Source organism: Sphingomonas faeni, assembly GCF_040407505.1.
GTDB classification, from domain to species: Bacteria; Pseudomonadota; Alphaproteobacteria; order Sphingomonadales; family Sphingomonadaceae; genus Sphingomonas; species Sphingomonas faeni_E.
Genome location: NZ_JAPZPQ010000001.1, coordinates 1,266,840 through 1,286,559, shown reverse-complemented (window position 1 = coordinate 1,286,559; position 19,720 = coordinate 1,266,840). Strand labels below are relative to the sequence as shown.

The following is a 19,720-nucleotide window of genomic DNA, read 5'->3' as shown; positions in this document are numbered from 1 at the left end:
GCCACGATGATCGGAAAGGCGCCATGATTCTTGATTACGATGCACCCGCCACATGGCCGGCGGAGGTCATCAATTTCCTCGACGGGACCTTGGCGATCCTAGACGACTGGCACGGCGACCAGCGCTTCGCGACGCCCTATGAATATGATGATATCATCCGCAGGTTATACGCCGTGCTCGAGCCTCATGACAATCTTGCGTGGCATAACACTCGGCTGACGGCGCGCGAAGCAGACGCCATTCTGAGCAATGGTATGTTTCTGCCTAGTGTCGACGCACTGTTGCAGCGGATCGACGCTGCTCAAGCGGAAGGGGCTTTCTCGGCGGCTATCGCCGAGGGGTTCAAAAGACGGCACCAGGCGGACTCGCCGACACGCGTCGGACGCATCTGGTTTCTGTTCACCCGGCCGCATAACGACGCCGGGATCGAGGATTTTCTGCGCTTCTGGGGCGGGGAATCCCTGCACGCGGCGATCGACCGAGACCCGACGCTCGGACCGGTGTTGAGATCGGTCGGTATCCCATCTGTTGTGGAGGCGGCGATACCCATCGCCTTCTTTCCAGATAGCCTTGGGTTCGAATCGCATCTTGCGCGACAGTTCTCTGCGTGGCGTGCTGGCCGCTGCTACGATGGTCTTCCGCATGACCGCGTCCGAGTTGCCTTGCCCAAGGAGTGGATCCGCAGGATCGTCACATTTCCAAGTGCCGAATTTTCAGAGCTGACGGGCTGCGACCAGTATTATAAGCCGCTATGAAGGTCGTTCGGCAGCGAGATAAAGGGATACCGCTCGCGCAGCGCAGGGCGCCCGACTCGTGCCGAAGTAAGAGCAGCGCGTAACGTCCTCCATGCATTTCAGCCACGGTATAGCGGGTTGGCTAAGTCTCGGGCCTGTCGGGTTTCGGTCGGCCTGCAATATCGCTGAATGCCGCCCCCTTTGAGAGACGTTCCATGATCCCCCCGCCAACGCGTCGAGCTGCTCCGCGTCCGCGCCTGCAGCCGGCACTGAAACTGCCGGTGAAAGGCCTGATACCAGCTATCTCGGCACTCTTATATCCGAGCTTCCTGGACTTGTTCCACTTTCTGGTCGGGGCACCGGGCGAGGAGATCACGGCAGCGAGCAGGGCGCTTGCTGAACTGGCGTTGTTCGCGACGTTCGTGCCTTCCGCATTCGGCATCGCGTGGGCCGTTTCCATCACGGACGGCGTGCCGGGTCCGAGCGCGAGCGAGACGAGAGCGCGCAGGCTGGCGCTCGCAACGGTCGCGACCCCTGCGTTGTACACGATGCTCGGCGTGATGCAGGCCTTGGCGGGGAGTCGCGTTCCCGATGAGGCTGCGTGGGCCGTCCTGTGGTAGGCTGCCATTTTGCTGCTGATGCTCGTGCCTGTCCGACGTGCGGCCGTAGTTTCGGTCGTTCCGAGCGGCGGACTTCGCGTGGCTCATGGCGTAAGCGCCCTGATACTCGTCGTCTACGTGGGCTTCCACCTGACGAACCATCTGCTGGCTTGGGAAGGAGAAGCTGCGCACGCCGCTTTTATGACCGCCGGCCGTCGCGTCTACCGATCCAGCATAGGAGAGCCCATCCTCGTCGCAGCGATGCTATTCCAGGTTGTCAGCGGCCTCGTTCTGACATGGCGGTGGAGCGCAGTCCGAAGCGAGTTCTTCCGCACGTTTCAGATCTCATCCGGGTTCTATCTCGGTAAGCGTGGTCGGTAGGCCGCCTTGCGGTAGCGCCGGTAGGCGGGATGCTTGTCGTCTTTGACGAGGGCGCGGGCGGTGCGGGAAGTTGTCGGTTCTACGACTGGTCATACGAGCGCTCGTATGACCAGTCGTATGGAAGTCGTTGGCCGTGTGTCGGGTCGACGGCGATGGTCGGACGCGGAGAAGCTGGAGATCTTGGCGGAGGCGTTCCGGCCGGGGGTTCGGGTCTGCGATGTCATCGCGCATCGCGAGGTATCGAGCAGCCTGATCTACACGTGGCGCAAGCAGTTTCGCGAAGGAAAGCTGGCCGGGGCGGTGTCGTCGCTGCCGGTGTTTGCGGAGGTGCAGGTGGCGGAGCCGACACCGCCAGCGCCAGAGCCGGCGCTGTGTTCATCGGGGCTTATCCAGATCGAGTTGCCGGGCGGCGTGCGGGTGAGCGTGGATGCCGCGGTGGATGCAGGGGCGCTGGCACGGGTGCTGTCGGTGCTGCGGTGAGCCCGGTGCCGCTACCGACGCGGGTGTTCCTGGCGTGCGGCGTGACCGACATGCGCAAGGGGTTCGATGGTTTGGCGGTGCTGGTGCAGCAGGTGCTGGCGCAGAACCCGCATTCGGGTGCGCTGTTCGCGTTCCGGGGCAAACGGGGGCATTTGGTCAAGCTGCTATGGTTCGACGGACAAGGCCTATGCCTGTTCTCGAAGCGGCTCGACCGGGGCCGGTTCGTCTGGCCGGTAACCGCGACCGGCACGGTGGTGCTGACGCCGGCGCAATTGTCGATGCTGCTGGAGGGCATTGACTGGCGCCGCCCCGAGCGGACGTTCACGCCGACGCTGGCGGGGTAGTAACGGCGGTTTTTCGCCACTTTTCCTCGCTCGCCGATCTGCAATCTGCTATGGAAACAGGGTGTCGGAAGCGCCCGTTTCCTCTGCTGATGCCGCCGCGCGGATCGCCGCGCTGGAGGCATCGCTTGCCCGGGCCAATGCCGCACTCGCCGCCCGCGACCTGCTCATCGACACCCTGCGCGGACAGATCGCCCGGCTGCGGCGGATGCAGTTCGGCGCCTCGTCCGAGAAGCTGGGGCGCGAGATCGAGCAGCTCGAACTGGCGCTGGAAGAGCTGGAGACGGAGCGTGACACTCCGGTGGTCGATGTCACTGCGGCCAGCGTAGCGGCGCGGCCGGGACCGGTCCGCGGCTTGCCGGGGCACCTGCCGCGCGAGGACGTCGTTCACGAACCGGCGTCGGGTACCTGCACCTGCCCGGACTGTGGCGGTGCGTTGCGCGCGCTCGGCTCGGACGCGCATGAGATGCTCGACATCGTGCCGGTGCGCTGGCGGGTCGTGCGCGACGTTCGCCCCAAATACAGTTGCCGAACCTGTGAGAAGATCGTCCAGGCGCCCGCCCCGGCCAGCGCCATCGCTCGCGGCAAGGCGACCTTCGCCACGCTGGCACACATCGTCGTCTCGAAGTTCGACCACCATTTGCCACTCTACCGCCAAGCCGAAATGATGGCGGCGCAAGGTCTCGACATCGACCGCTCGACGCTGGCGGGCTGGACCGGACAGGCCGCGGCACTTCTCGACCCCATCGTCAGCCGCATCCGTGACGAGGTGCTCAAGGCCGACAAGATCCATGCCGACGACACGCCCGTGCCGGTGCTCGACCCCGGGCGGGGCAAGACCGCGACCGGGCGGTTGTGGGTGTACTCGGCCGACGACCGGGCATCCGGCAGCACGGCACCGCGCGCGACCTGGTATCGCTTCACGCCAGACCGCACCGCCGCGCACCCGCTGGCGCATCTCGCGGAGTTTCGTAGTTTCCTCCAAGCCGATGCCTATGCCGGTTATGACGGGCTGTACCGCAGCGGCGTCACCGAGGTCGCCTGCTGGGCGCATTTCCGGCGCAAGGTCTTCGATCTGCACGAGCGGTCGCCCACGCCGCTGACCACCGACATCCTCGAGCGGATTGGTACTCTACGCTGTCGAGGCCGAGGTCCGCGGCCAACCACCCGACGTGCGATGTCGAGCCCGACAGGAGAAAAGTTGGCCGCTGGTCGACGCCTTGCGCGAGGTGCTCGACGGGGCTCTTCGCCATCTGTCGCCCAGGTCCGACATGGCGAAGGCCGTCGCCTATGGCACGAAGCGATGGCCCGCGCTGTCGCGCTTTCTCGATGATGGCCGCCTGGAGATAGACAACAACATCGCGGAGCGTGCGCTGCGCGGTGTCGCGGTCGGACGCCGCAACTGGCTTTTCGCCGGCTCGCGCGCAGGTGGCGAGCGCGCCGCGGCCATCTACACCGTCATCCAGACCTGCAAGGCGAACGGCGTCGACCCGCAGGCCTATATCGCCGACGTCGTCGCCAAGGTCGCGGGCGACTGGCCTGCCAGCCAATGGGACGAACTCATGCCGTGGAAATGGTCCGCCGAACCTGCCAGACTGGCGGCATGAGCGCCGAGACCATCGCCCGTCTGCATATCGTCCTCGACGACATCGAACCCGCCATCTGGCGCCGGGTCGACGTGCCGGTCACCGCCAGCCTCAAGATGCTCCACGACATCGTCCAGGCCGCGATGGGCTGGGAGGATTGCCATCTATGGCATTTCGAAGCCGGCGACCGGCGCTACGGCATCCCCGACCCGATGTGGCCGGAGAGCGGCATGACCGCTGCAAAGAACGTGAAGCTCGCGACGCTCATCGACCGGGGTGTGCGGGAACTCGTCTACACCTACGACATGGGCGACGACTGGCGGCACACCATCACGCTCGAGACGGTCGGTACCGGCGAACGCGAGGTCAAATATCCGCGCTTCGTCGATGGCGCCCGGCGCTGCCCGCCCGAGGATGTCGGCGGCTTGCCCGGGTTCGAGATGTTTCTCGATGCCATGGCCGACCCCAAACACGAGGAACATGACCGCTTACGTGAATGGTATGGCGGCCCCTACAACGCCGACGACATCGACGAACGCCTCACCCGCCGCGCCGTCGCCGCCATCGCCATCCGCCGCCACGCCGGCAAACTCGCGTACCAGAAAAGCCGCGCTCAATAACAAGGCGGCCTCCCGACCACGCTTACCTATCTCGCGGTCTATATCGCGGGGCACATGAACTCTGTGTTCGTCTACGCGCGGGCCTATCTAGGTATTCCTACCGGGTGGGACTTCGCGACCGGTGCGCCGAACGGCTTGATCCACGACGCATGGAGTGTCCGTCTCATCCCACACTACGCTCTGGCGGTGTTCTTCGTGATAGCGCACCTCGGCTCTGCAGTCCGCGTATTCCTGATCGCCCATGGGGTCCGGCGGCATGTCGCCGATCGGATTTGGATGACTGGCGCGGCGATCGGCATCGTCCTGGCCGCGGCGATCCTCATGGCTATGTGCGGCATGCGACTGCCCGACGGGCTTCATTAACCACTGCTGGCCTGAACGTCGGGGTGTCACAGCGGTGCACGGATCGTTTGCACGAGGTTGTTCATCCTAACTTGGTGGCTGCCCTCTGGTTACCGGGTCAGGATCGGTCACCGGTAGAGGGAGTCGCCCGTTCGATCATGAGATCGAGGAGTTGGTGGACGATCCTGCCTGCCTCGTTGCCAACACGCTGAGCCGGCGGGACTTTGAGGTTCAGGCTGCACGCTATGGTCCGGAGAGCGAGAGACATGGTCAGCGGATCGATCGGGGGGGTCTTCTTCTCGCGGGCGAACCGTTCGGCGAGGATGCCTGCATGAAACTCGGTCAGACGAGCCTCGTGCGCGAAGAACCGCTCCGCGAAGGCGGGATTGCGCCGCGCATGCAGCTGCAACTCCATTGTCATGACGTCCCAGTCGAGATCGGCGTTCAAGGTGTCTAGCCGGTCTTTGAGCTGCGTCTTGAGCGTAGTCGGATCGAGTTGCATGATCCGGTTGAACTCTGCGATCTCGTCGTCCGCATAGCGTTCCAGGAGAGCTAGCATGATCGCCTCCTTGGACTCGAAGTTCGAGTAGATCGCACCTTTGGAATAGCCGGCCTCCGCCGCGATCCGGTCGATCGAAGCGCCCCCGTACCCATGCTTGGCAAATACCGAGCGAGCGGCGTCGAGCAGCTGCTCGCGAGTCTGCGCGTGACGCTCCGCCCGACTTATCCGCACGCGCTTTTCCATGATGCCGGCAATAATCCATTAGCAGTGTCGTGCCAGCGCGGATCTAGACCGCGCCGGCTGGAGGACGAAGGACAAATTCGCCCATTCGTCTCCGATACAGCTGCGGGCGCTACGCGGCTACCGACCGCTCGTGCCCGCGTTGTTCGAGCAGCGCGGTCATGTAGCCGGTCTCTAGGTTAACGAACTGCTCCGAGGCCGCGGCCCCCTCGAGAGTCCGGTCCGGCATGAGGCCGTCGCCCATCCGATCGATCTGGACCGAGAACCACTGCATCAGATGCCCGATCTCCAGCGTCTTCTCCGGCGTAGGCGCGGTGTCGATTTCGCCTGAGATCAGTTTGCGGGCGATTTCCGGATCGGCGATGAAGGGGCGTGCCATCCCCACGAGATCGAGATCTCCGTTCTGGATCGCCTCGATCATGCCTTGTGCAGACCGGAACCCGCCCGTCACCAAGACCGGCATGTTCGCTGCCGCACGTACGGCTGCTGCGAACTCGACGAAGTACGCCTCTCGCTTGCGGGTGCTGGCGGGAATGGCATCCGCCCCCTCATCCTTGACGGAGATGCCAACGACCTTAGGTTGCTCGAGCGATCCGCCAGAGAGCTCGAGCAGGTCTAGGGAGCTGTCGTTCAGCAGGCCTACGAGCGCGATGCACTCGGCGTTGGTGAAGCCGCCCTTCTGGAAGTCTGACGCGTTCAACTTCATGCCAATCGGAAAATCCGGCCCGACCGCCTCGCGAACCGCCGCCATCACCTCCAGAAGGAGCCTCGACCGGTTCTCGAGCGAACCGCCCCAACGATCGGTGCGCCGGTTGGAAAGGGGGCTGAGGAACTGCGAGATCAGGTACCCGTGAGCCGCGTGGAACTGGACTCCCGTGAAACCTGCTTTCTGCGCTAGGCCGGCAGCCGTCGCGAACTGCGCGATCGCGCGGGCTATGTCCGCCTCTGTCATCGCCTTCGGTTTGGCGAAAGTCAGCCCGAGCCCGCGGGGGACGTCGATGTCGACGTCGGAGGACGACAGGGGCTCAGGGTTGATGAGGTCAGAGACCTGGCGCCCGGTATGGCTGAGCTGGGCCCAGAAGGCGCTGCCTCCGCTGGTAGCTGCCGCAGCGACTGCAGCAAGCCGGTCAAGCCCGGTCTCGTCCGAAAGTACTACGTTGCTCGGGCGTTCAAGATGCCAGCGATCCACCTGTATGTTGCCGCTGAGAATGAGACCCGCACCCGACCGCGCCCAGCGCTCGTAGAGCGTCACGAGGCGTGACGTGGCGTGGTTTTCCGAGTCTGACAGACCCTCGCTGGTCGCCGCCTTGACGAGGCGGTTCGAGATGACAGTGCCATTGGGAAGGACGACGGGGGTACCGAGCAGGCTGGTCATATCTGATCTCCGAATTCTTGATTATTTGAAATACTAACCGGTATCCGAATATCAATGGGTATCTAGCGTTTTTTCTCCGTGGCGACTGTTCCCGCCATTCGAGCATCGAGCGGGACAAGTTATTCCCTGCTTCGCCGCCCAATTCGTCATCGTGAGCCGGGGCGGGGGGCGAGTGTTCCGCCGACGCCTCGTTTGGACCAGCCGCACGGATCTGCGGACCTTGAACTGTCGGGACATAGGGGCCGGCGGAGGGGGGCGGGGGACCCGGCCAACGGTCATTCAGCGCCACGGTTGCGCTTGACGCGGGCTGCCAGGGGAAGCAGCCCCGCGCGAAGGTCAGGTGAACCGTGCCACGGTCTCAGTAGTCCCAGTAGGACGGAACGTACGTGAAGGTGTCGCCGTCTACCGCGACGTGACCGACCGACGGGAAGGCGAGGTGGGTGGCCACGACCAGTTCGCCGGACTCGGCGAATTCCCGGAGCAGCCGAACCCTAACCCGCGCCGCTTCCTCTGGATCGTGTTCGAAGCCGTTCTGCCAGTCTGGGTGGTCGAAGCCCGGCGGGAAGATGGCGTCGCCGGCGAACGTCAGCCGATCTCCGCCCGACGAGAGACGGACGATGCTGTGCCCCGGGGTGTGGCCACCGGTACGCGAGACGAGCACGCCGGGCGCAACCTCGTATTCGTCGCCGAAGGTGTGGATCTGGCTGCGGTATTCGTCCGCGAACCGGGTTGCCGTCTCCCTGAGCACGTCCGGCACCGGCGCCGGCATGACGGTGTGCGTGAAGTCCGGCGCCTTCCAGAAGTCGACCTCGGACTGCGCGACATGGATACGCACGTCGGGACTGAGCTTGCTCTTCACGTCATCGACGAGAAGGCCGCCAACGTGATCCATGTGCATGTGGGTGATCACGATGTCAGTCACGGACGAGAGATCGATACCGGCTGCCTCGAGCCGCTTCGGGAACTGCCCGGCCCGGGGGAAACCGGGAAACTGTCCGCCGAGGCCCGCGTCGACGAGGATGATCTGATCTCCGGTTTGCACCACGACCACGTTGAGAGGCCAGTCGAGTCCCTCCGGCGGCAGGAACTTCTCCTTCAACCAGCCTGCCCGGCTGTCCGGATCGGCGTTCGTCGCCAGCGTGGTGGTCGGCAAGGGCAGCACGCCGTCGCTGATCACCAGGACGTCTATCTCTCCGACGCGTAGCGCGTAGCGAGAAGAGACCATCTCTTCGGCTTGCGTTCGACCGGGATGCGAAATCTTGGCGTGCTTCATCTGATTCTCCAGTCTGGATGTTTGTCGCAGTGAGCGAACAGGGCACGAGACGATCGAGACTGGTCGACGCGACCGGGGTAGATGCATCGACGACGAATCGTTCGGTACGTGTGCTGGGCGGGCAGGGATCGAGTTCGTCGAGAGCAGGTAGCTCGACCAGCCCGATCGTCTCTCGCATGACCTTCGCGATCGAAATAGAACCGAGACTACGCGGGAACGATGTACCATCGGTCGATGCCGACGCGGCTACGGCCGAGGCGGGCGGCTGCATCCGTGACGCGCTGCTCGGGAGATCCTGCGCCGCCCCTACGAACCGTATCTATGCGCCGGCGGCGGAACGGACGGAATGCTGGCTGCATGTAGGAAGGTAGAGATGGAACGTGGTTCCGCGTCCGACGGCTGTTTCGACCCTGATTGTCCCGCCGGCGTCGCGGGCGAAGGCGAACACCTGACTGAGTCCGAGACCGGTACCCTTGCCGGCACCTTTGGTCGTGAAGAAGGGTTCGAAGATCCTGGCGGCGGTTTCCGGGCTCATCCCCGTCCCACTGTCGCTGACCGAGATCTGGACGAAGCGCCCTGCGTCGAGGTCGGGCGCCCGCGGATCTTCGCGTTCGATATCGACGTTGGCGGTCGTTATCGAAATGGCGCCCCCCTCGGGCATGGCGTCTCTGGCGTTGACGCTGAGGTTCAGGATCGCGTTCTCGAGCTGACTGACGTCTCCGCGGGTGTCCAACAGGTCGCCGCCGAGGAATACGTCCACCGTGACACCGCCCCCCAGCGTTCGCGTCAGCAGATCGACGATCCCGGAGATCACCGGGTTCACCTCGATCGCGACGTGTCTGACGGGCTCCTTGCGCGCGAAGCTGAGCAGACGGGTGGTCAGGGACGTCGCCCGCCGTACAGCTTCGTCGGATCGGTCGAGGCACCGCCCAATCCCATCCTCCGACGAACCTAGCCTGTGCCGAAGCATCTCAAGACAGCCCGAGACGACCGCAAGCATGTTGTTGAAGTCGTGCGCGATGCCGCCGGCGAGCTGCCCCAAGGCGTCCATCTTCTGCGCCTGCAGGAGAGCTCCCTCGACGTCGCGACGAGCTAGCACGGCTTTGGCCCTTTCCGTCGAGGCGATGGCGACGAGCTCCAAGGCGTGCCACCGTCGCAGGATAGCCCACAGCAGCGAAGCGGTGAGAAGCCCAACGAGGGCCACGGCGACGCCGATCGCCCACGCCTCACTTCTCCAACCCGCCAGCAGGGTCTTCTCGTCCCGTCCGACGGCGACCTGGATCGAGAAGTCGTGCGTGATCGTCGTCGCGACGAGGCGTGGTCGCGACGACCCGTCCGCGGCGGTCGGCTCTTCTCGCCGAACGCCTGGAACGTTGCCGCTTGCGGCGCCGGCCGGTCCGCTGGAAGCTAGATGAGGATCCGACGAACCCTCGTTCGGGAACGCCGTGATCAGGTCGCCGCCCGGACGGCGCAGCGCGATGAACTCGCCGGGCAGAAGGCGTAGGGTCTCGTAGAACCGGTTGAAGTAGTTCAGCCGGATCGCGCCTATCACGATGCCGGCGAAACTGCCGTCCGGACCTGAGAGCCTCCGAACAAGGTAGACCGTCGGCTGCTTGGTGAATCGATCGACGAGGGGCTCGCTGATGTACGGGGCGTCCTTCGTCCTTTCGATCATCGCACGGAAATACGAACGGTCGGAGAGGTTCCAATACCGTACGGGCCACTCTCGCGAGTAGTTCGCTATCCTACCATCCGCGGCGACGATCGTGACCGCTTCCAGTTGAGGAAGGCCTGACAGGCGGGCCCGAAGCTCCTGATGCATGGCCTTCGTGGACGCCCGTCTGGCGACAGTGCCACCCGTCATTTCGCCGCTGGCCGCAAGTCGTGCCGCGACGCCGTCGAGCACGAGCCGAACGCTCTGGAAGGAACGCTCCGTCTCGCCCGCCAAGAGAAGATCAAGGGTCCGCAGTTCCCGCTCGGCGTCGTCCAGTCGACCGGCATGGCGCGCCACCACCAAGGCCAGCGCGGCGGCTGCGAGCGACGCGACGAACAACGTTCCCAGCAGGACGAGGAGGCGGGCCGCCGGCACACGGACGTGTATGCGAGGCGACGATGAAGGAAGAAGCGTAGCCGAAGGCGGTCCGACCGGGTTGCCGATCACGACGGGCGTCCTGTCGAACGGCGAAGAAGCGTGGGCGTGAAACATCCATTCGCATGCGGTGACGTTCTCGGACGACTCTCCACGGGGGCGCCCTCGATGCCGCGGGAGGGCATGCGACAAAGGCGTTCGGGCCGTGACGCCGGTCCGTCCGGTTTGATGAGGATGTCCATCATTCATTGGGTAGGTTCGGCAGGGAGCGACTTCCAGAACCGAGACGCGCAGATGGGTCTGTACCAAGTCGTTCGGCAACCATCTGCATACCGGGCAGGAGGAGGTTCTGGACCCATCACGCGCCAATTAGACCTTTTGTATAGCTAGGACGAACGTGGCGTTGGGCTGATGGGTGACCTCTGCAGCGGCATATCCGCTATGAGGGACCAGTAACTTGTCCAGTTTGCCCCTGTTTGCGGTTGTCGACGACGACGAGGCCATGCGGGAGGCACTCGCCGATCTCATCGAGGTGTTTGACTTCGACTGCCGCACCTTCGACGGAAGCGAGAGCTTCATGGAGGCGTACGAGCCCGAGCGCTTCGTCGCGCTGATCACCGATCTGAATCTGCTGGGTGAAAGCGGGTTGCAGCTTCAAAGGCGACTGTTCCGGATCGATCCGTCGTTTCCGGTCATCATAATTTCCGCCCAGGGAGATGCCGCGACCCGTACTCGCGCGATGAGTACCGGCGCGTTGGCCTATCTGACCAAGCCGCTCGACGACAGATTGCTTCTCAAGCATCTGCAGGGGGTTCTCGACGACCGCGCGGCGGTGGGGCGGTGCTGATGCGGACGGGGATCGGCAGTGGATGGAAGCCGGGAAGTCCACGTTTGAACACCCGTTGGCCGATCAGCCGAACGAGCTTCGATCGCGATCGTCACTGTTCGGCCGTTCGCCCATGAGCGCTTCGTCATCGATTTTCGACGTGCCGGAACGCAGCGTCAAGACGCCGGGAGGGGCTGTCTTCCGCGCCGGCGACGACCTTGCCGAGCTATGTTCCGAAAGCGTCATAGTCTTCGGCCTCGACGGCACCATCCGGGCCTGGAACGGGCGGGCCGCCGAACTCTACGGGTTCACCGCCGAGGAGGCCATCGGTAGCCACGTCGACATTCTGGCCGCTCCGGGGCATCTTCCCCACGATGCCGCGTACGAGGTTCTCACTCGGACCGGCAGCTGGTCCGGGCAGCTGCGACGCCTGACGACGGGGCTGGAGGAACGGGTCGTGTACTCGCGCTGGACGCGGCATGCGGATGCATCGGGCCGGATCGACGGCACGATCGAGTTCAGCTCCTTGGTCTCACAGGATGAGGCCTATGCGCGTTTTACGGCAGGAGAGGAGCGTTACCGGCAGCTGTTCATGCGAGCGCCGGTGGCGCTGATGCTCGCGGACGGGCGAGGGATCGGGCGGCTCGTTCGTGAACTGCGCGCGGCTGGAATCAAAGACCCCGCCGCATACGTCGAGGCGAACCCGGAATACCTCGATCAGGCCTTGGACATCGTCGCCGTCGCCGAGGTCAACGACCACGCCGCGACCCTGTTCGGAGCGGCGTCGGCGCATGATCTGGTCGGTCCCGTTCGCGCGCTCTGGGTGGATTCGCCCGATACCTTCAAACGTGCGCTCATCGCCCGGTTCGAAGGGGTCCCGTACTTCGCCGAGGAGACGAGGATGCGGACGCGGGACGGTCGCACGATAGACATCCTCTTCTCTCTGGCGTTTCCATCTCCCGACACCTTCCTAGGTGCCAGCCTGATGGGCATGCTGGATATCACCGATCGGCGGAACGCCGAGACCCAGCTACAGAAGTTGCAGTCCGAGTTCGCCCACGGAGCTCGCATCTCGATGCTCGGCGAGTTGACCGCGTCCGTTGCTCACGAATTGACCCAGCCGCTGGGTGCGATTTCGGCTAACGGACAGGCGGCGCTGCGGTGGCTCGACAAAACCTTGCCAAACCTCCCCCGGGCGTCCGATCGGATCGCCCGCATCGTCACCGACGCCCATCGCGCGGCGCAGATCATCCAGCGGATCCGCGGTATGGCGAACAACGTCGCTGCCGAAAGGCGGTTGACGGACATGAGCGAAGTGGCGCGTGAGGTGCTGCTGTTCCTTCGTCACGATCTGGACGAGAAGCGCGTCGCCGTTTCCGCTGAGTTCGCCGCGGGACTACCGCCGGCCCGGTGCGACCGGATCCAGATCCAGCAGGTCATGGTCAACCTGATCATCAACAGCATGCAGGCAATGAGCCAAGGGCACGGTTCCGAGCGAAGCGTCCATCTGCGGACATACGTCGACGATGCAGGCTACGTCGCCTTCTCGATCCGGGATAGCGGGCCGGGCGTCGATGCCGAGCACATGGACGTCGTGTTCAACGGTTTCTTCACGACGAAGGTCGACGGCATGGGCATGGGGCTGACGATATGCCAGTCCATCATCGCTGCGCATGGCGGTGAGATCGGAGTATCCAACATGGCCGATGGCGGCGCATGCTTCCACTTCGCGATACCCGCCGAAGGTGTCGGCGGCCCCATCCTAACAGGGAGGTGGGACGAGACCGCCTGATACCGGATCGGAACGCCATAGCTGAGGGTCGCCCATCGGATCGCCGCGTCGCCGGGACCGCCGGCCGCGTTGGCAGAAGGTTTGGACGCCTGTGGGCGCCAGGCGCGGATCCCAGCCGGTGATCCCGCGTGCTATACTCGATCGTCCGTCCATTGGCCCGCCAAGCGGTCAAGCTGTCGACGCGCCCGATCCATGGCCTCCGCGCACTCTTCCGGCTGAGCGAACTGGACCGGCTGCGCGTCGACGAAGGTGGGTTCGTCCACGCCCATGAACCCGAACGCGGCCCGAACCGCAGGGGTGAGGCCATCCATGTGGGCGAGCGGGGATCCGGCTCGCATGTCTACGCCCCGGGTGGTGATGAAGAGCACCTTCTTTCCGCCGAGCCGTCCGACGTAACGTCCGTCGGCAGCGACGTCGTAGGTGACGTTCGTCCTCACGATGGCGTCTATGAACGCCTTGAAGGTGGAGGGCATCGTGAAGTTGTACATCGGCATCGCGAAGACGAGGAAATCGGCCGAGAGCAGGCGCTCGCACAGCGCGTCCGACACAGCCAGCGTCGCGAGCATGTCGGACGTCCTGTCGTTTGCCGGGGTGTAGGTGGCCGTTATGAATTCCGCGGTTACGTGCGGAGGGGCCTCCCGTGACAGATCCAGATGGTCAACGGACATGTCGGGGGATCGGGAAAGCATCGCTTCCACGAAGCCCCGCGAGAGCGAGCGGGATTTGGAGATTTCGCCCCGGGGGCTGGAATCGACGTGCAGCAGTCGCATTGTCGCGCCTCTTCGATGAATGGTTCGTGGAACGAGGCCGGGACGGTTCAGGCACCCGCCGCGATAAGCTCGCGAAGCGTTCCGCAAGCCTGCTCGAGGTGGCCCTTGCGGAGATTGGTGACACCCAGGAGGAAGCCTGGCTGGGCATCTTCCCTGTTGTGATGCCACACGGACATCGGAAGGGGGGCGATCCCGCGACCGAGTGCCTGCTGGGCCAAGGCGACGTCGCTGAACCCTTTCGGCAGTCGGATGGGCACGGCAAGACCCGACACGTCCTGCATGATGAGATCCTGGCCGAGGCATTCGCGCAGCGCGTTCCGCCTTTCCATGTAGAGGGCCTTCATATGGCGCAGGTGACGCAGGTAGTGGCCGTCCGCCAGAAAGCTCGCCAGCGCGAGCTGCGTCGTAGGGTTTGGTGCCGGATTGAGGCAGGCCGCGACCTCGCCGAACCGTTCCGCCATCGCCAGCGGTGCGACGAGGAACCCGAGACTGAGGGCGGGACTGAGCGTCTTGCTGAAGCTGCCTACGTGGACGACGCGCCCATGGGTGTCCTCGGCAGCGAGTGCGGGTGCAGCACGTCCGGTGAGCTGCAGTTCGCTGAGATAGTCGTCTTCGACGATCCATGCGTCTTCGCGCTTCGCCCAATCCAGCAGTTCCCGGCGCCTCGACGGCGACATGGTGACGCCGGTCGGCGCCTGCTGACCAGGCGTCACCACCGCCAAGCCCGCGTCGGGAGCGAGCGCGATCCCGCGATTGACCCGGATGCCTTGGTCGTCGACCGGAACGGGGACGACCTTCATGCCGGCGAGTTCGAGACCCATCTTGGCGATCGGGTATCCGGGATCCTCCATCCAGACCGAGCGACCGTGGAGCTGCAGCGTCGTGATGGCGAGGAAGAGGCCGTTCTTGTAGCCGCTGGTGAGAATGATCTGATCGGGAACGCAGCGGATGCCACGCGAGATGGCGAGGTAGCTGGCGATCTGCGCCCGTAACTCTGGATGCCCGCGAGGATCGGGGGGACCCACCGGCGCCATCGCGTCCTCGCGGACCGCCCGGGTCCGAATACGCGACCAAAGCTTGGCGGGGAAGGCGTCCTGTGCTGGTACGCCTATCTGGAACGGCAGAGGTGCCAACGAGAAGCCGCGCTCGATGCCCTGCAGCGGGCGAGCGATCTGCCGTGTCGGCAGGGTAGGCGTGACCGGCTTGCGGCCTGCGACGCGGGTCCCTGCGGCCCCTGCGGAGACGACGAGGAATTCGTCCGTGAGCCGTTCGTACGCGGCCTTCACCGTTCCTCTCGCGACCCCGAGCCGCGTCGCCATATCCAGCCATGACGGAAGTCGCGCGCCGGGCTCGAGAAGGCCTTCCATGATCGCGCTACGGAGGTTCGTCGTGATCTGCTCGGTGATAGGTACCGGCTTGGACCTGTCGATCGCGATCGAGAACCGGTCGTTGGTCAGTTGCAGTGTCATTTCCGTAGGCCTCGGTTCTGGCGTTCCTAAAGCGGATCGGTAGAAGGAGTTATGATCAGGGGTGCCGAGACTGTCGAGAATAGGTCCACCTATACATTGGTTCAGGTAGGCGGCCGGACAGGCGGATGGCGACCGATGCCGGAGCTCGATCCCGCCCGACGCGTTGGTAGCGGACGAGCATGAGTGTTCTCTACGGGCCATCCGTGGAGTCCGGCCTCCACTGCATCCTGTGGCTCATCGGGCAGGATGGTCGTTCGGTCAGCAGCCGGGATCTCGCCGACTTCCAGGGCGCCTCTCCGTCTGTGTTAGGCAAGATCATGCCGAAAATGGAGAAGGCGGGACTGGTCGTCTCGAACAGTGGCATAAACGGCGGATACCGTTTGGCGCGGCCGCCCGGGGAGATCACGATGCTGGACGTCGTCGAGGCGATCGACGGCCCGAGTGCCATCTTCCAATGCCGCGACGTCCGACGAGGTTGCGTGCTGATCAGATCGGATCCGCCGGAGTGGATCACGGGGGGTGTCTGCGGCATTCACGCCGTGATGCTCAGGGCCGAGGCCGCAATGCGGTCGGAACTTGCCCGCACGACGATCTTGGATCTCGCGCAAGGGTTCAAGACGCCGCCGGGCTTCGGCGCCGAGGTCGACGCATGGTTCGCCGATCGCGGCGTAGCGCGAGAGGCGTCGCGTGCCGACGCCGTCCAGAAGAGCTTCGAGCGTAGGCAGAACGACTCCGGTTAGCGTCAGCCGATGATTGATGCCGTTGGTCTGCTGCCGGAACGATCGACGCGAGATCTAGCCGTCCGCGGCGGCCGCCCGCCGGTTCAGCCCTTCGCCGCGGTGGCGGCCAATTCCTCAAGATCGAGATCATGTTCCAAGTCGTGAAGCGTCTCGTCGTCGATGCGTCCGGTACGATGCAGTTCGACCATGTGATCGCGTCCGGCCTTCACTGCGGCAATGATCACGTCGAAGTGACTCGCGATCGCCAGCGTGCGCTCCTGCGACGTTCCTGCAAAGGCGTCTCCCGCAGTCGCGCGCGTCTGGTAGCGTCGCAGCAGTTGTGCGTGGACGAGGCGTCCATCCGCGTCATACGCCTCGCGCTCCACCGCGGTCAGCTGGGCGCGGAACATCGCCGACTCCGCGGCGTAGAGATCGAGCGGTGGCAGCGAGCCTGGATCCTCTGCTGGCTTTGCGCGCCGAATGACCCAGCCGAGCGACGTGCCCTGCACCAGAACAGTGACGAGGATGACCGCGAAGGCAGTCACCAGCATCAGATCTCGCGCCGGCATCGTCTCGGGCAGCGAAAGCGCCGCCGCCAGTGTCACCACGCCGCGCATTCCCGCCCAACTCATTACCAGCGCGGCGCGCGGCCCGAGCGGACGGGCGTTCTTCCAACCTAGGCGGCGCAACACCGAGAGGATCGCATCGGCGCCGAAGATCCAAACGAACCGCGCGAGGATGACGGCTGCGACGATCAGGATCACGGGGGCCGCCATCGTGTCGATCACGACGCCGACGCCGCCGACGCGGTTGAGCAAGCCACGCAGCGAAAGACCGATAAGAGTGAACACCGCCGCCTCGAGCAAGAACACCAGTACCTCCCAGAAGGCGAAAGCCCGGATGCGCACGCTCGCGCTGAATACGACATGCTGATACCAGCCGCAGGTCAGCCCGGCCGTCACCACCGCTATGACGCCGGAAACATGGAGAAGCTCGCCCGCGATGTAGGCGCTCCAGCAAACCAGCACGGTAGCCGCGATCATCAACGTATCGTCACCCAAACGGCGCAGGAGGAGCACCCATAGCCCTCCGATTCCGGCACCGACCGCGATACCGCCGAGGACTAGCATGAAGAAGCTCCCCGTAGCGGCGCCGAGGCTGAACGTCCCGGTGACCACCGCGGCGACGGCGAAGCGGAACAAGACCAGCCCGGCGGCGTCGTTGAGCAGGCTTTCGCCCTCAAGGAGCGTGGAGAGCCGGCGGGGCAGCCTGACGCGCTGGAGCACCGCGCGTGCGGACACCGCATCGGGCGGCGACAGGATAGCACCCAGTGCGACACACGCGGCCCAGGGGAGATCGGGAAGGAGCAACTTCGCGACCACTGCCACCACCGCCGTCGTGAAGAACACCGCGCCCACTGCCAGCGAGAGGATGCCGGCCACATGGCGGCGGAAGGGCGCGATGGCGGTGAACCAGGCGCCGTCCATCAGCAGTGGGGGCAGGAAGAGGACGAGGACGAGTTCGGGATCGATCTCTATGCCGGGAAGGCCGGGCACGAAGGCGAGCGCGCCGCCGCCGACGATTAAAGCTGCAGCGGGAGGCAGCGAAAGCCGTTGGGCGAAATAGTGCAGCCCGACCACTACCAAAAACATGGCGATGATCAGTTCGAAGCCCGCCGTCGGATGCATGATACCCCTCCCGATATCGCGAGCAGAGCGCATGCTCGCGCAGCTTCATAACCGAGCGTCGCCAGATGACAATGCGACCGACCACCGAGGATGTTTCGTAGGCTCCAGACGGTTGATTTCGTACCCGGACGAGATGGATATGGGCTGTTATCCGTGATGGAACCTGTCGCGAACTAGGGGCAACGAGGCTCCGCGCATGCTGCAGTCAGCCGCATTTGGACCGAGGTGGTGTGCGAAACCTCTTCGGACGTCTGCGCTATTCCGTCCGCGTGAGCTGCGGCATCATCGAAAGCCGGTCAGGTTTTCGGTAACGGGCCGCTTTGAAAAATGCTAGTGTTCGCATTCGTGAGCGACGACGCGTCACCGCATATCCGCTTCTTTCGACAACGACGCATGTTCCGGCTGCCGATGGGGACCCCGCTTTCGCCGCGTCGGTGGGTTCAGCGACTATGGGTAGGGGGGAGGGGCCTAAGTAAATTGCGAGGCTTCGGGGACGGGCCTGAGCTGGCCGACACCGCCCCCGCATCAACCCACCGTTGCACTATCCGGGCTTCCCGCCGTACGAGACAGAAACAACAGCGCGATCAACGCCGCCGATATGAGCGGCAGCAGCACGACGAGCACGTCCGTGGGAGAACCTCCTTCGGCCAGTATGGCGCCGGCCAGCAACGGGCCGATGACGGCGCCGATCCGTCCGAAGGCGACCGCTGCGCCCGCCCCCGTTCCTTGCCATCGGGAAGGGTAGCAGTCCGCGGAGAGACCATAGATGGCGAATTGACCGGCTGTGATGCACGCGCCGACGATGGACGCCGACGCCACCGTCGCTGCGAGACTGCCCGACATCGCCAAGGCTGCGGTGCCGACGATGGCGCCGGCGTACGTGAGCACGAGCGTCCGGGTCCTGCGCGCACGTCCCATGAGGATGCCGCAAGCCACGGCGCCAGCCGTTCCTGCGATGTTGAAGCCCAGGGACGCCAACAGCGCCTCGGACCTGTCGGAGCCACGGCTGACGAGCAGGGAGGGCAACCAGTTCACCATGAGGTACAGGACGAGCAGCGTGCACAGCGAAGCCATCCAGAGCGAAAGGGTCGCGCGTGCGCGTCCCTCGCCGAACAGGATCCGGCGGGTGCTCGCTCCGCCGATCTCCATGCTCTGCCTGTCCGCACAACGTTGACTGGGCCGGTCGGAAGGCATCTCCATGACGACGACGAGCGCGAGGACCAGGGGCCCGGCACCTCCCAGATAGAATATCCAGCGCCAGTCGCCGGGCACGGTCGTCAGGCTGAACAGAACGGCCACCGCGCCTCCTAGCGGCATTCCGGCACTTACCATCGTCACCCGGCCAGCCCTCCTGGCGTCCTGCGCGTGCGCCGCGACCAGAGCGATCAGGCTGGGAAAGGTGCTGCCGAGGCCCACCCCCGTGAGGACGCGCATGATCAGAAGCGAATTCAGGTCGAAGGCCGAGACGGTGCAGATCGAGAAGACGCCGAACATCGCCAGGGAGACGACCAGCACGTTCCTCCGGCCTATGCGGTCCGAGAGCCACCCGCCGATTGCCGCCCCGACAAACATTCCGACGGTGCTGCAGGCGAAGACGAGGCCCAGATTGTCCTTGGGGACGTGAAGCGCGGCAGCGAGCGCGGGCGCGGCGACGCCCGCCGACTGCAGGTCATACCCCTCCACCATCGATGCGGCGAAACAGAGGCCCGTGACGGCCCAAGGATGCGAATTCGGCATGTTACGGACTCTGTCTCAAGATCGTGTGGACGACCCGCCGGACGGCTTGGTCGGGCATACCTGCCGTATCGGCGGCGAGCCGTGACGGTGAGCGGGATTGCGGACGATCGGCCACGCCATCGGACACCAGGATGATGGTTCATCGGTCCGGGGCGCG

17 protein-coding genes and 1 pseudogene are annotated in these 19,720 nt (G+C 64.7%); 10 read left to right on the top strand and 8 right to left on the bottom strand.

Features of this window, described 5'->3' with window-relative positions:
- Window positions 1-23: 23 nt before the first annotated feature.
- The 7 genes and pseudogenes from O6X71_RS05860 to O6X71_RS05830 all read left to right on the top strand — a co-directional run bounded on the left by O6X71_RS05860 (window position 24) and on the right by O6X71_RS05830 (window position 5,104).
- On the top strand, window positions 24-755 hold the full coding sequence (locus O6X71_RS05860; protein WP_353464903.1) for a hypothetical protein: 732 nt from the start codon (window positions 24-26) through the stop codon (window positions 753-755).
- Window positions 756-1,069: 314 nt separating this feature from the next.
- Complete coding sequence (locus tag O6X71_RS05855; RefSeq protein WP_353464902.1) at window positions 1,070-1,354, top strand: hypothetical protein; 285 nt, start codon at window positions 1,070-1,072, stop codon at window positions 1,352-1,354.
- A 465-nt stretch (window positions 1,355-1,819) separates the two neighbouring features.
- Window positions 1,820-2,194 (top strand): IS66-like element accessory protein TnpA, encoded by a 375-nt coding sequence (gene tnpA, locus O6X71_RS05850; protein ID WP_353464901.1) that lies wholly within the window; start codon window positions 1,820-1,822, stop codon window positions 2,192-2,194.
- Complete coding sequence (gene tnpB / locus O6X71_RS05845) at window positions 2,191-2,538, top strand: IS66 family insertion sequence element accessory protein TnpB (RefSeq protein ID WP_056457044.1); 348 nt, start codon at window positions 2,191-2,193, stop codon at window positions 2,536-2,538. Before tnpA ends, tnpB begins: the two co-directional genes overlap by 4 nt.
- 61 nt (window positions 2,539-2,599) lie before the next feature.
- Window positions 2,600-4,142, top strand: a pseudogene (tnpC, locus tag O6X71_RS05840) (IS66 family transposase).
- The gene (locus tag O6X71_RS05835; RefSeq protein WP_353464899.1) at window positions 4,139-4,741 is read left to right on the top strand and encodes a plasmid pRiA4b ORF-3 family protein; all 603 of its coding nucleotides are present in this window, start codon (window positions 4,139-4,141) and stop codon (window positions 4,739-4,741) included. The pseudogene tnpC and the gene O6X71_RS05835 overlap by 4 nt, the downstream one beginning before the upstream one ends.
- A gap of 54 nt (window positions 4,742-4,795) precedes the next feature.
- A complete protein-coding gene (locus tag O6X71_RS05830; RefSeq protein ID WP_353464898.1) occupies window positions 4,796-5,104 on the top strand; it encodes a hypothetical protein in 309 nt (102 codons plus the stop codon).
- Between the two features lie 97 nt (window positions 5,105-5,201).
- Here the strand turns inward: O6X71_RS05830 and O6X71_RS05825 are convergent, their stop codons facing one another.
- From O6X71_RS05825 to O6X71_RS05810, 4 genes are all read right to left on the bottom strand, one after another.
- On the bottom strand, window positions 5,202-5,828 hold the full coding sequence (locus O6X71_RS05825; RefSeq protein WP_353464897.1) for a TetR/AcrR family transcriptional regulator: 627 nt from the start codon (window positions 5,826-5,828) through the stop codon (window positions 5,202-5,204).
- A 109-nt stretch (window positions 5,829-5,937) separates the two neighbouring features.
- On the bottom strand, window positions 5,938-7,200 hold the full coding sequence (locus tag O6X71_RS05820; RefSeq protein WP_353464895.1) for an NADH:flavin oxidoreductase/NADH oxidase family protein: 1,263 nt from the start codon (window positions 7,198-7,200) through the stop codon (window positions 5,938-5,940).
- Between the two features lie 358 nt (window positions 7,201-7,558).
- Entirely contained in the window at window positions 7,559-8,473 is a 915-nt protein-coding gene (locus O6X71_RS05815; protein ID WP_353447591.1) for an MBL fold metallo-hydrolase, read from the bottom strand.
- A 319-nt stretch (window positions 8,474-8,792) separates the two neighbouring features.
- Entirely contained in the window at window positions 8,793-10,562 is a 1,770-nt protein-coding gene (locus O6X71_RS05810) for an ATP-binding protein (RefSeq protein WP_353464894.1), read from the bottom strand.
- A gap of 457 nt (window positions 10,563-11,019) precedes the next feature.
- On the opposite strand from O6X71_RS05810, the gene O6X71_RS05805 reads away from it, so the two are divergent.
- Complete coding sequence (locus O6X71_RS05805) at window positions 11,020-11,409, top strand: response regulator transcription factor (protein WP_353447593.1); 390 nt, start codon at window positions 11,020-11,022, stop codon at window positions 11,407-11,409.
- A gap of 22 nt (window positions 11,410-11,431) precedes the next feature.
- Window positions 11,432-13,180: a PAS domain-containing sensor histidine kinase gene (locus O6X71_RS05800; protein WP_353464893.1), complete on the top strand. Its 1,749-nt coding sequence runs from the start codon at window positions 11,432-11,434 to the stop codon at window positions 13,178-13,180.
- Window positions 13,181-13,311: 131 nt separating this feature from the next.
- Here the strand turns inward: O6X71_RS05800 and O6X71_RS05795 are convergent, their stop codons facing one another.
- Both O6X71_RS05795 and O6X71_RS05790 read right to left on the bottom strand, forming a co-directional pair.
- Window positions 13,312-13,950 carry an FMN-dependent NADH-azoreductase gene (locus O6X71_RS05795; protein WP_353464892.1) on the bottom strand — a complete coding sequence of 213 codons (639 nt, stop codon included), beginning with the start codon at window positions 13,948-13,950 and terminating at the stop codon, window positions 13,312-13,314.
- Between the two features lie 47 nt (window positions 13,951-13,997).
- A complete protein-coding gene (locus O6X71_RS05790) occupies window positions 13,998-15,419 on the bottom strand; it encodes a PLP-dependent aminotransferase family protein (protein WP_353464891.1) in 1,422 nt (473 codons plus the stop codon).
- Between the two features lie 203 nt (window positions 15,420-15,622).
- On the opposite strand from O6X71_RS05790, the gene O6X71_RS05785 reads away from it, so the two are divergent.
- Window positions 15,623-16,159 (top strand): RrF2 family transcriptional regulator, encoded by a 537-nt coding sequence (locus O6X71_RS05785; protein ID WP_353464890.1) that lies wholly within the window; start codon window positions 15,623-15,625, stop codon window positions 16,157-16,159.
- An 83-nt stretch (window positions 16,160-16,242) separates the two neighbouring features.
- Here the strand turns inward: O6X71_RS05785 and O6X71_RS05780 are convergent, their stop codons facing one another.
- Complete coding sequence (locus tag O6X71_RS05780; protein ID WP_353464889.1) at window positions 16,243-17,826, bottom strand: Na+/H+ antiporter; 1,584 nt, start codon at window positions 17,824-17,826, stop codon at window positions 16,243-16,245.
- A 525-nt stretch (window positions 17,827-18,351) separates the two neighbouring features.
- A complete protein-coding gene (locus O6X71_RS05775; protein ID WP_353464888.1) occupies window positions 18,352-19,563 on the bottom strand; it encodes an MFS transporter in 1,212 nt (403 codons plus the stop codon).
- Window positions 19,564-19,720 lie beyond the last annotated feature (157 nt).

Excerpts from the sequence above, each read along its gene's own strand:
- O6X71_RS05860 (WP_353464903.1), top strand. The coding sequence starts at position 24 with ATGATTCTTGATTACGATGCACCCGCCACATGGCCGGCGGAGGTCATC.
- tnpA (WP_353464901.1), top strand. The coding sequence starts at position 1,820 with ATGACCAGTCGTATGGAAGTCGTTGGCCGTGTGTCGGGTCGACGGCGA.
- O6X71_RS05835 (WP_353464899.1), top strand. The coding sequence starts at position 4,139 with ATGAGCGCCGAGACCATCGCCCGTCTGCATATCGTCCTCGACGACATC.
- O6X71_RS05830 (WP_353464898.1), top strand. The coding sequence starts at position 4,796 with ATGAACTCTGTGTTCGTCTACGCGCGGGCCTATCTAGGTATTCCTACC.
- O6X71_RS05825 (WP_353464897.1), bottom strand. The coding sequence starts at position 5,828 with ATGGAAAAGCGCGTGCGGATAAGTCGGGCGGAGCGTCACGCGCAGACT.
- O6X71_RS05820 (WP_353464895.1), bottom strand. The coding sequence starts at position 7,200 with ATGACCAGCCTGCTCGGTACCCCCGTCGTCCTTCCCAATGGCACTGTC.
- O6X71_RS05815 (WP_353447591.1), bottom strand. The coding sequence starts at position 8,473 with ATGAAGCACGCCAAGATTTCGCATCCCGGTCGAACGCAAGCCGAAGAG.
- O6X71_RS05800 (WP_353464893.1), top strand. The coding sequence starts at position 11,432 with ATGGAAGCCGGGAAGTCCACGTTTGAACACCCGTTGGCCGATCAGCCG.
- O6X71_RS05795 (WP_353464892.1), bottom strand. The coding sequence starts at position 13,950 with ATGCGACTGCTGCACGTCGATTCCAGCCCCCGGGGCGAAATCTCCAAA.
- O6X71_RS05790 (WP_353464891.1), bottom strand. The coding sequence starts at position 15,419 with ATGACACTGCAACTGACCAACGACCGGTTCTCGATCGCGATCGACAGG.
- O6X71_RS05780 (WP_353464889.1), bottom strand. The coding sequence starts at position 17,826 with ATGCATCCGACGGCGGGCTTCGAACTGATCATCGCCATGTTTTTGGTA.
- O6X71_RS05775 (WP_353464888.1), bottom strand. The coding sequence starts at position 19,563 with ATGCCGAATTCGCATCCTTGGGCCGTCACGGGCCTCTGTTTCGCCGCA.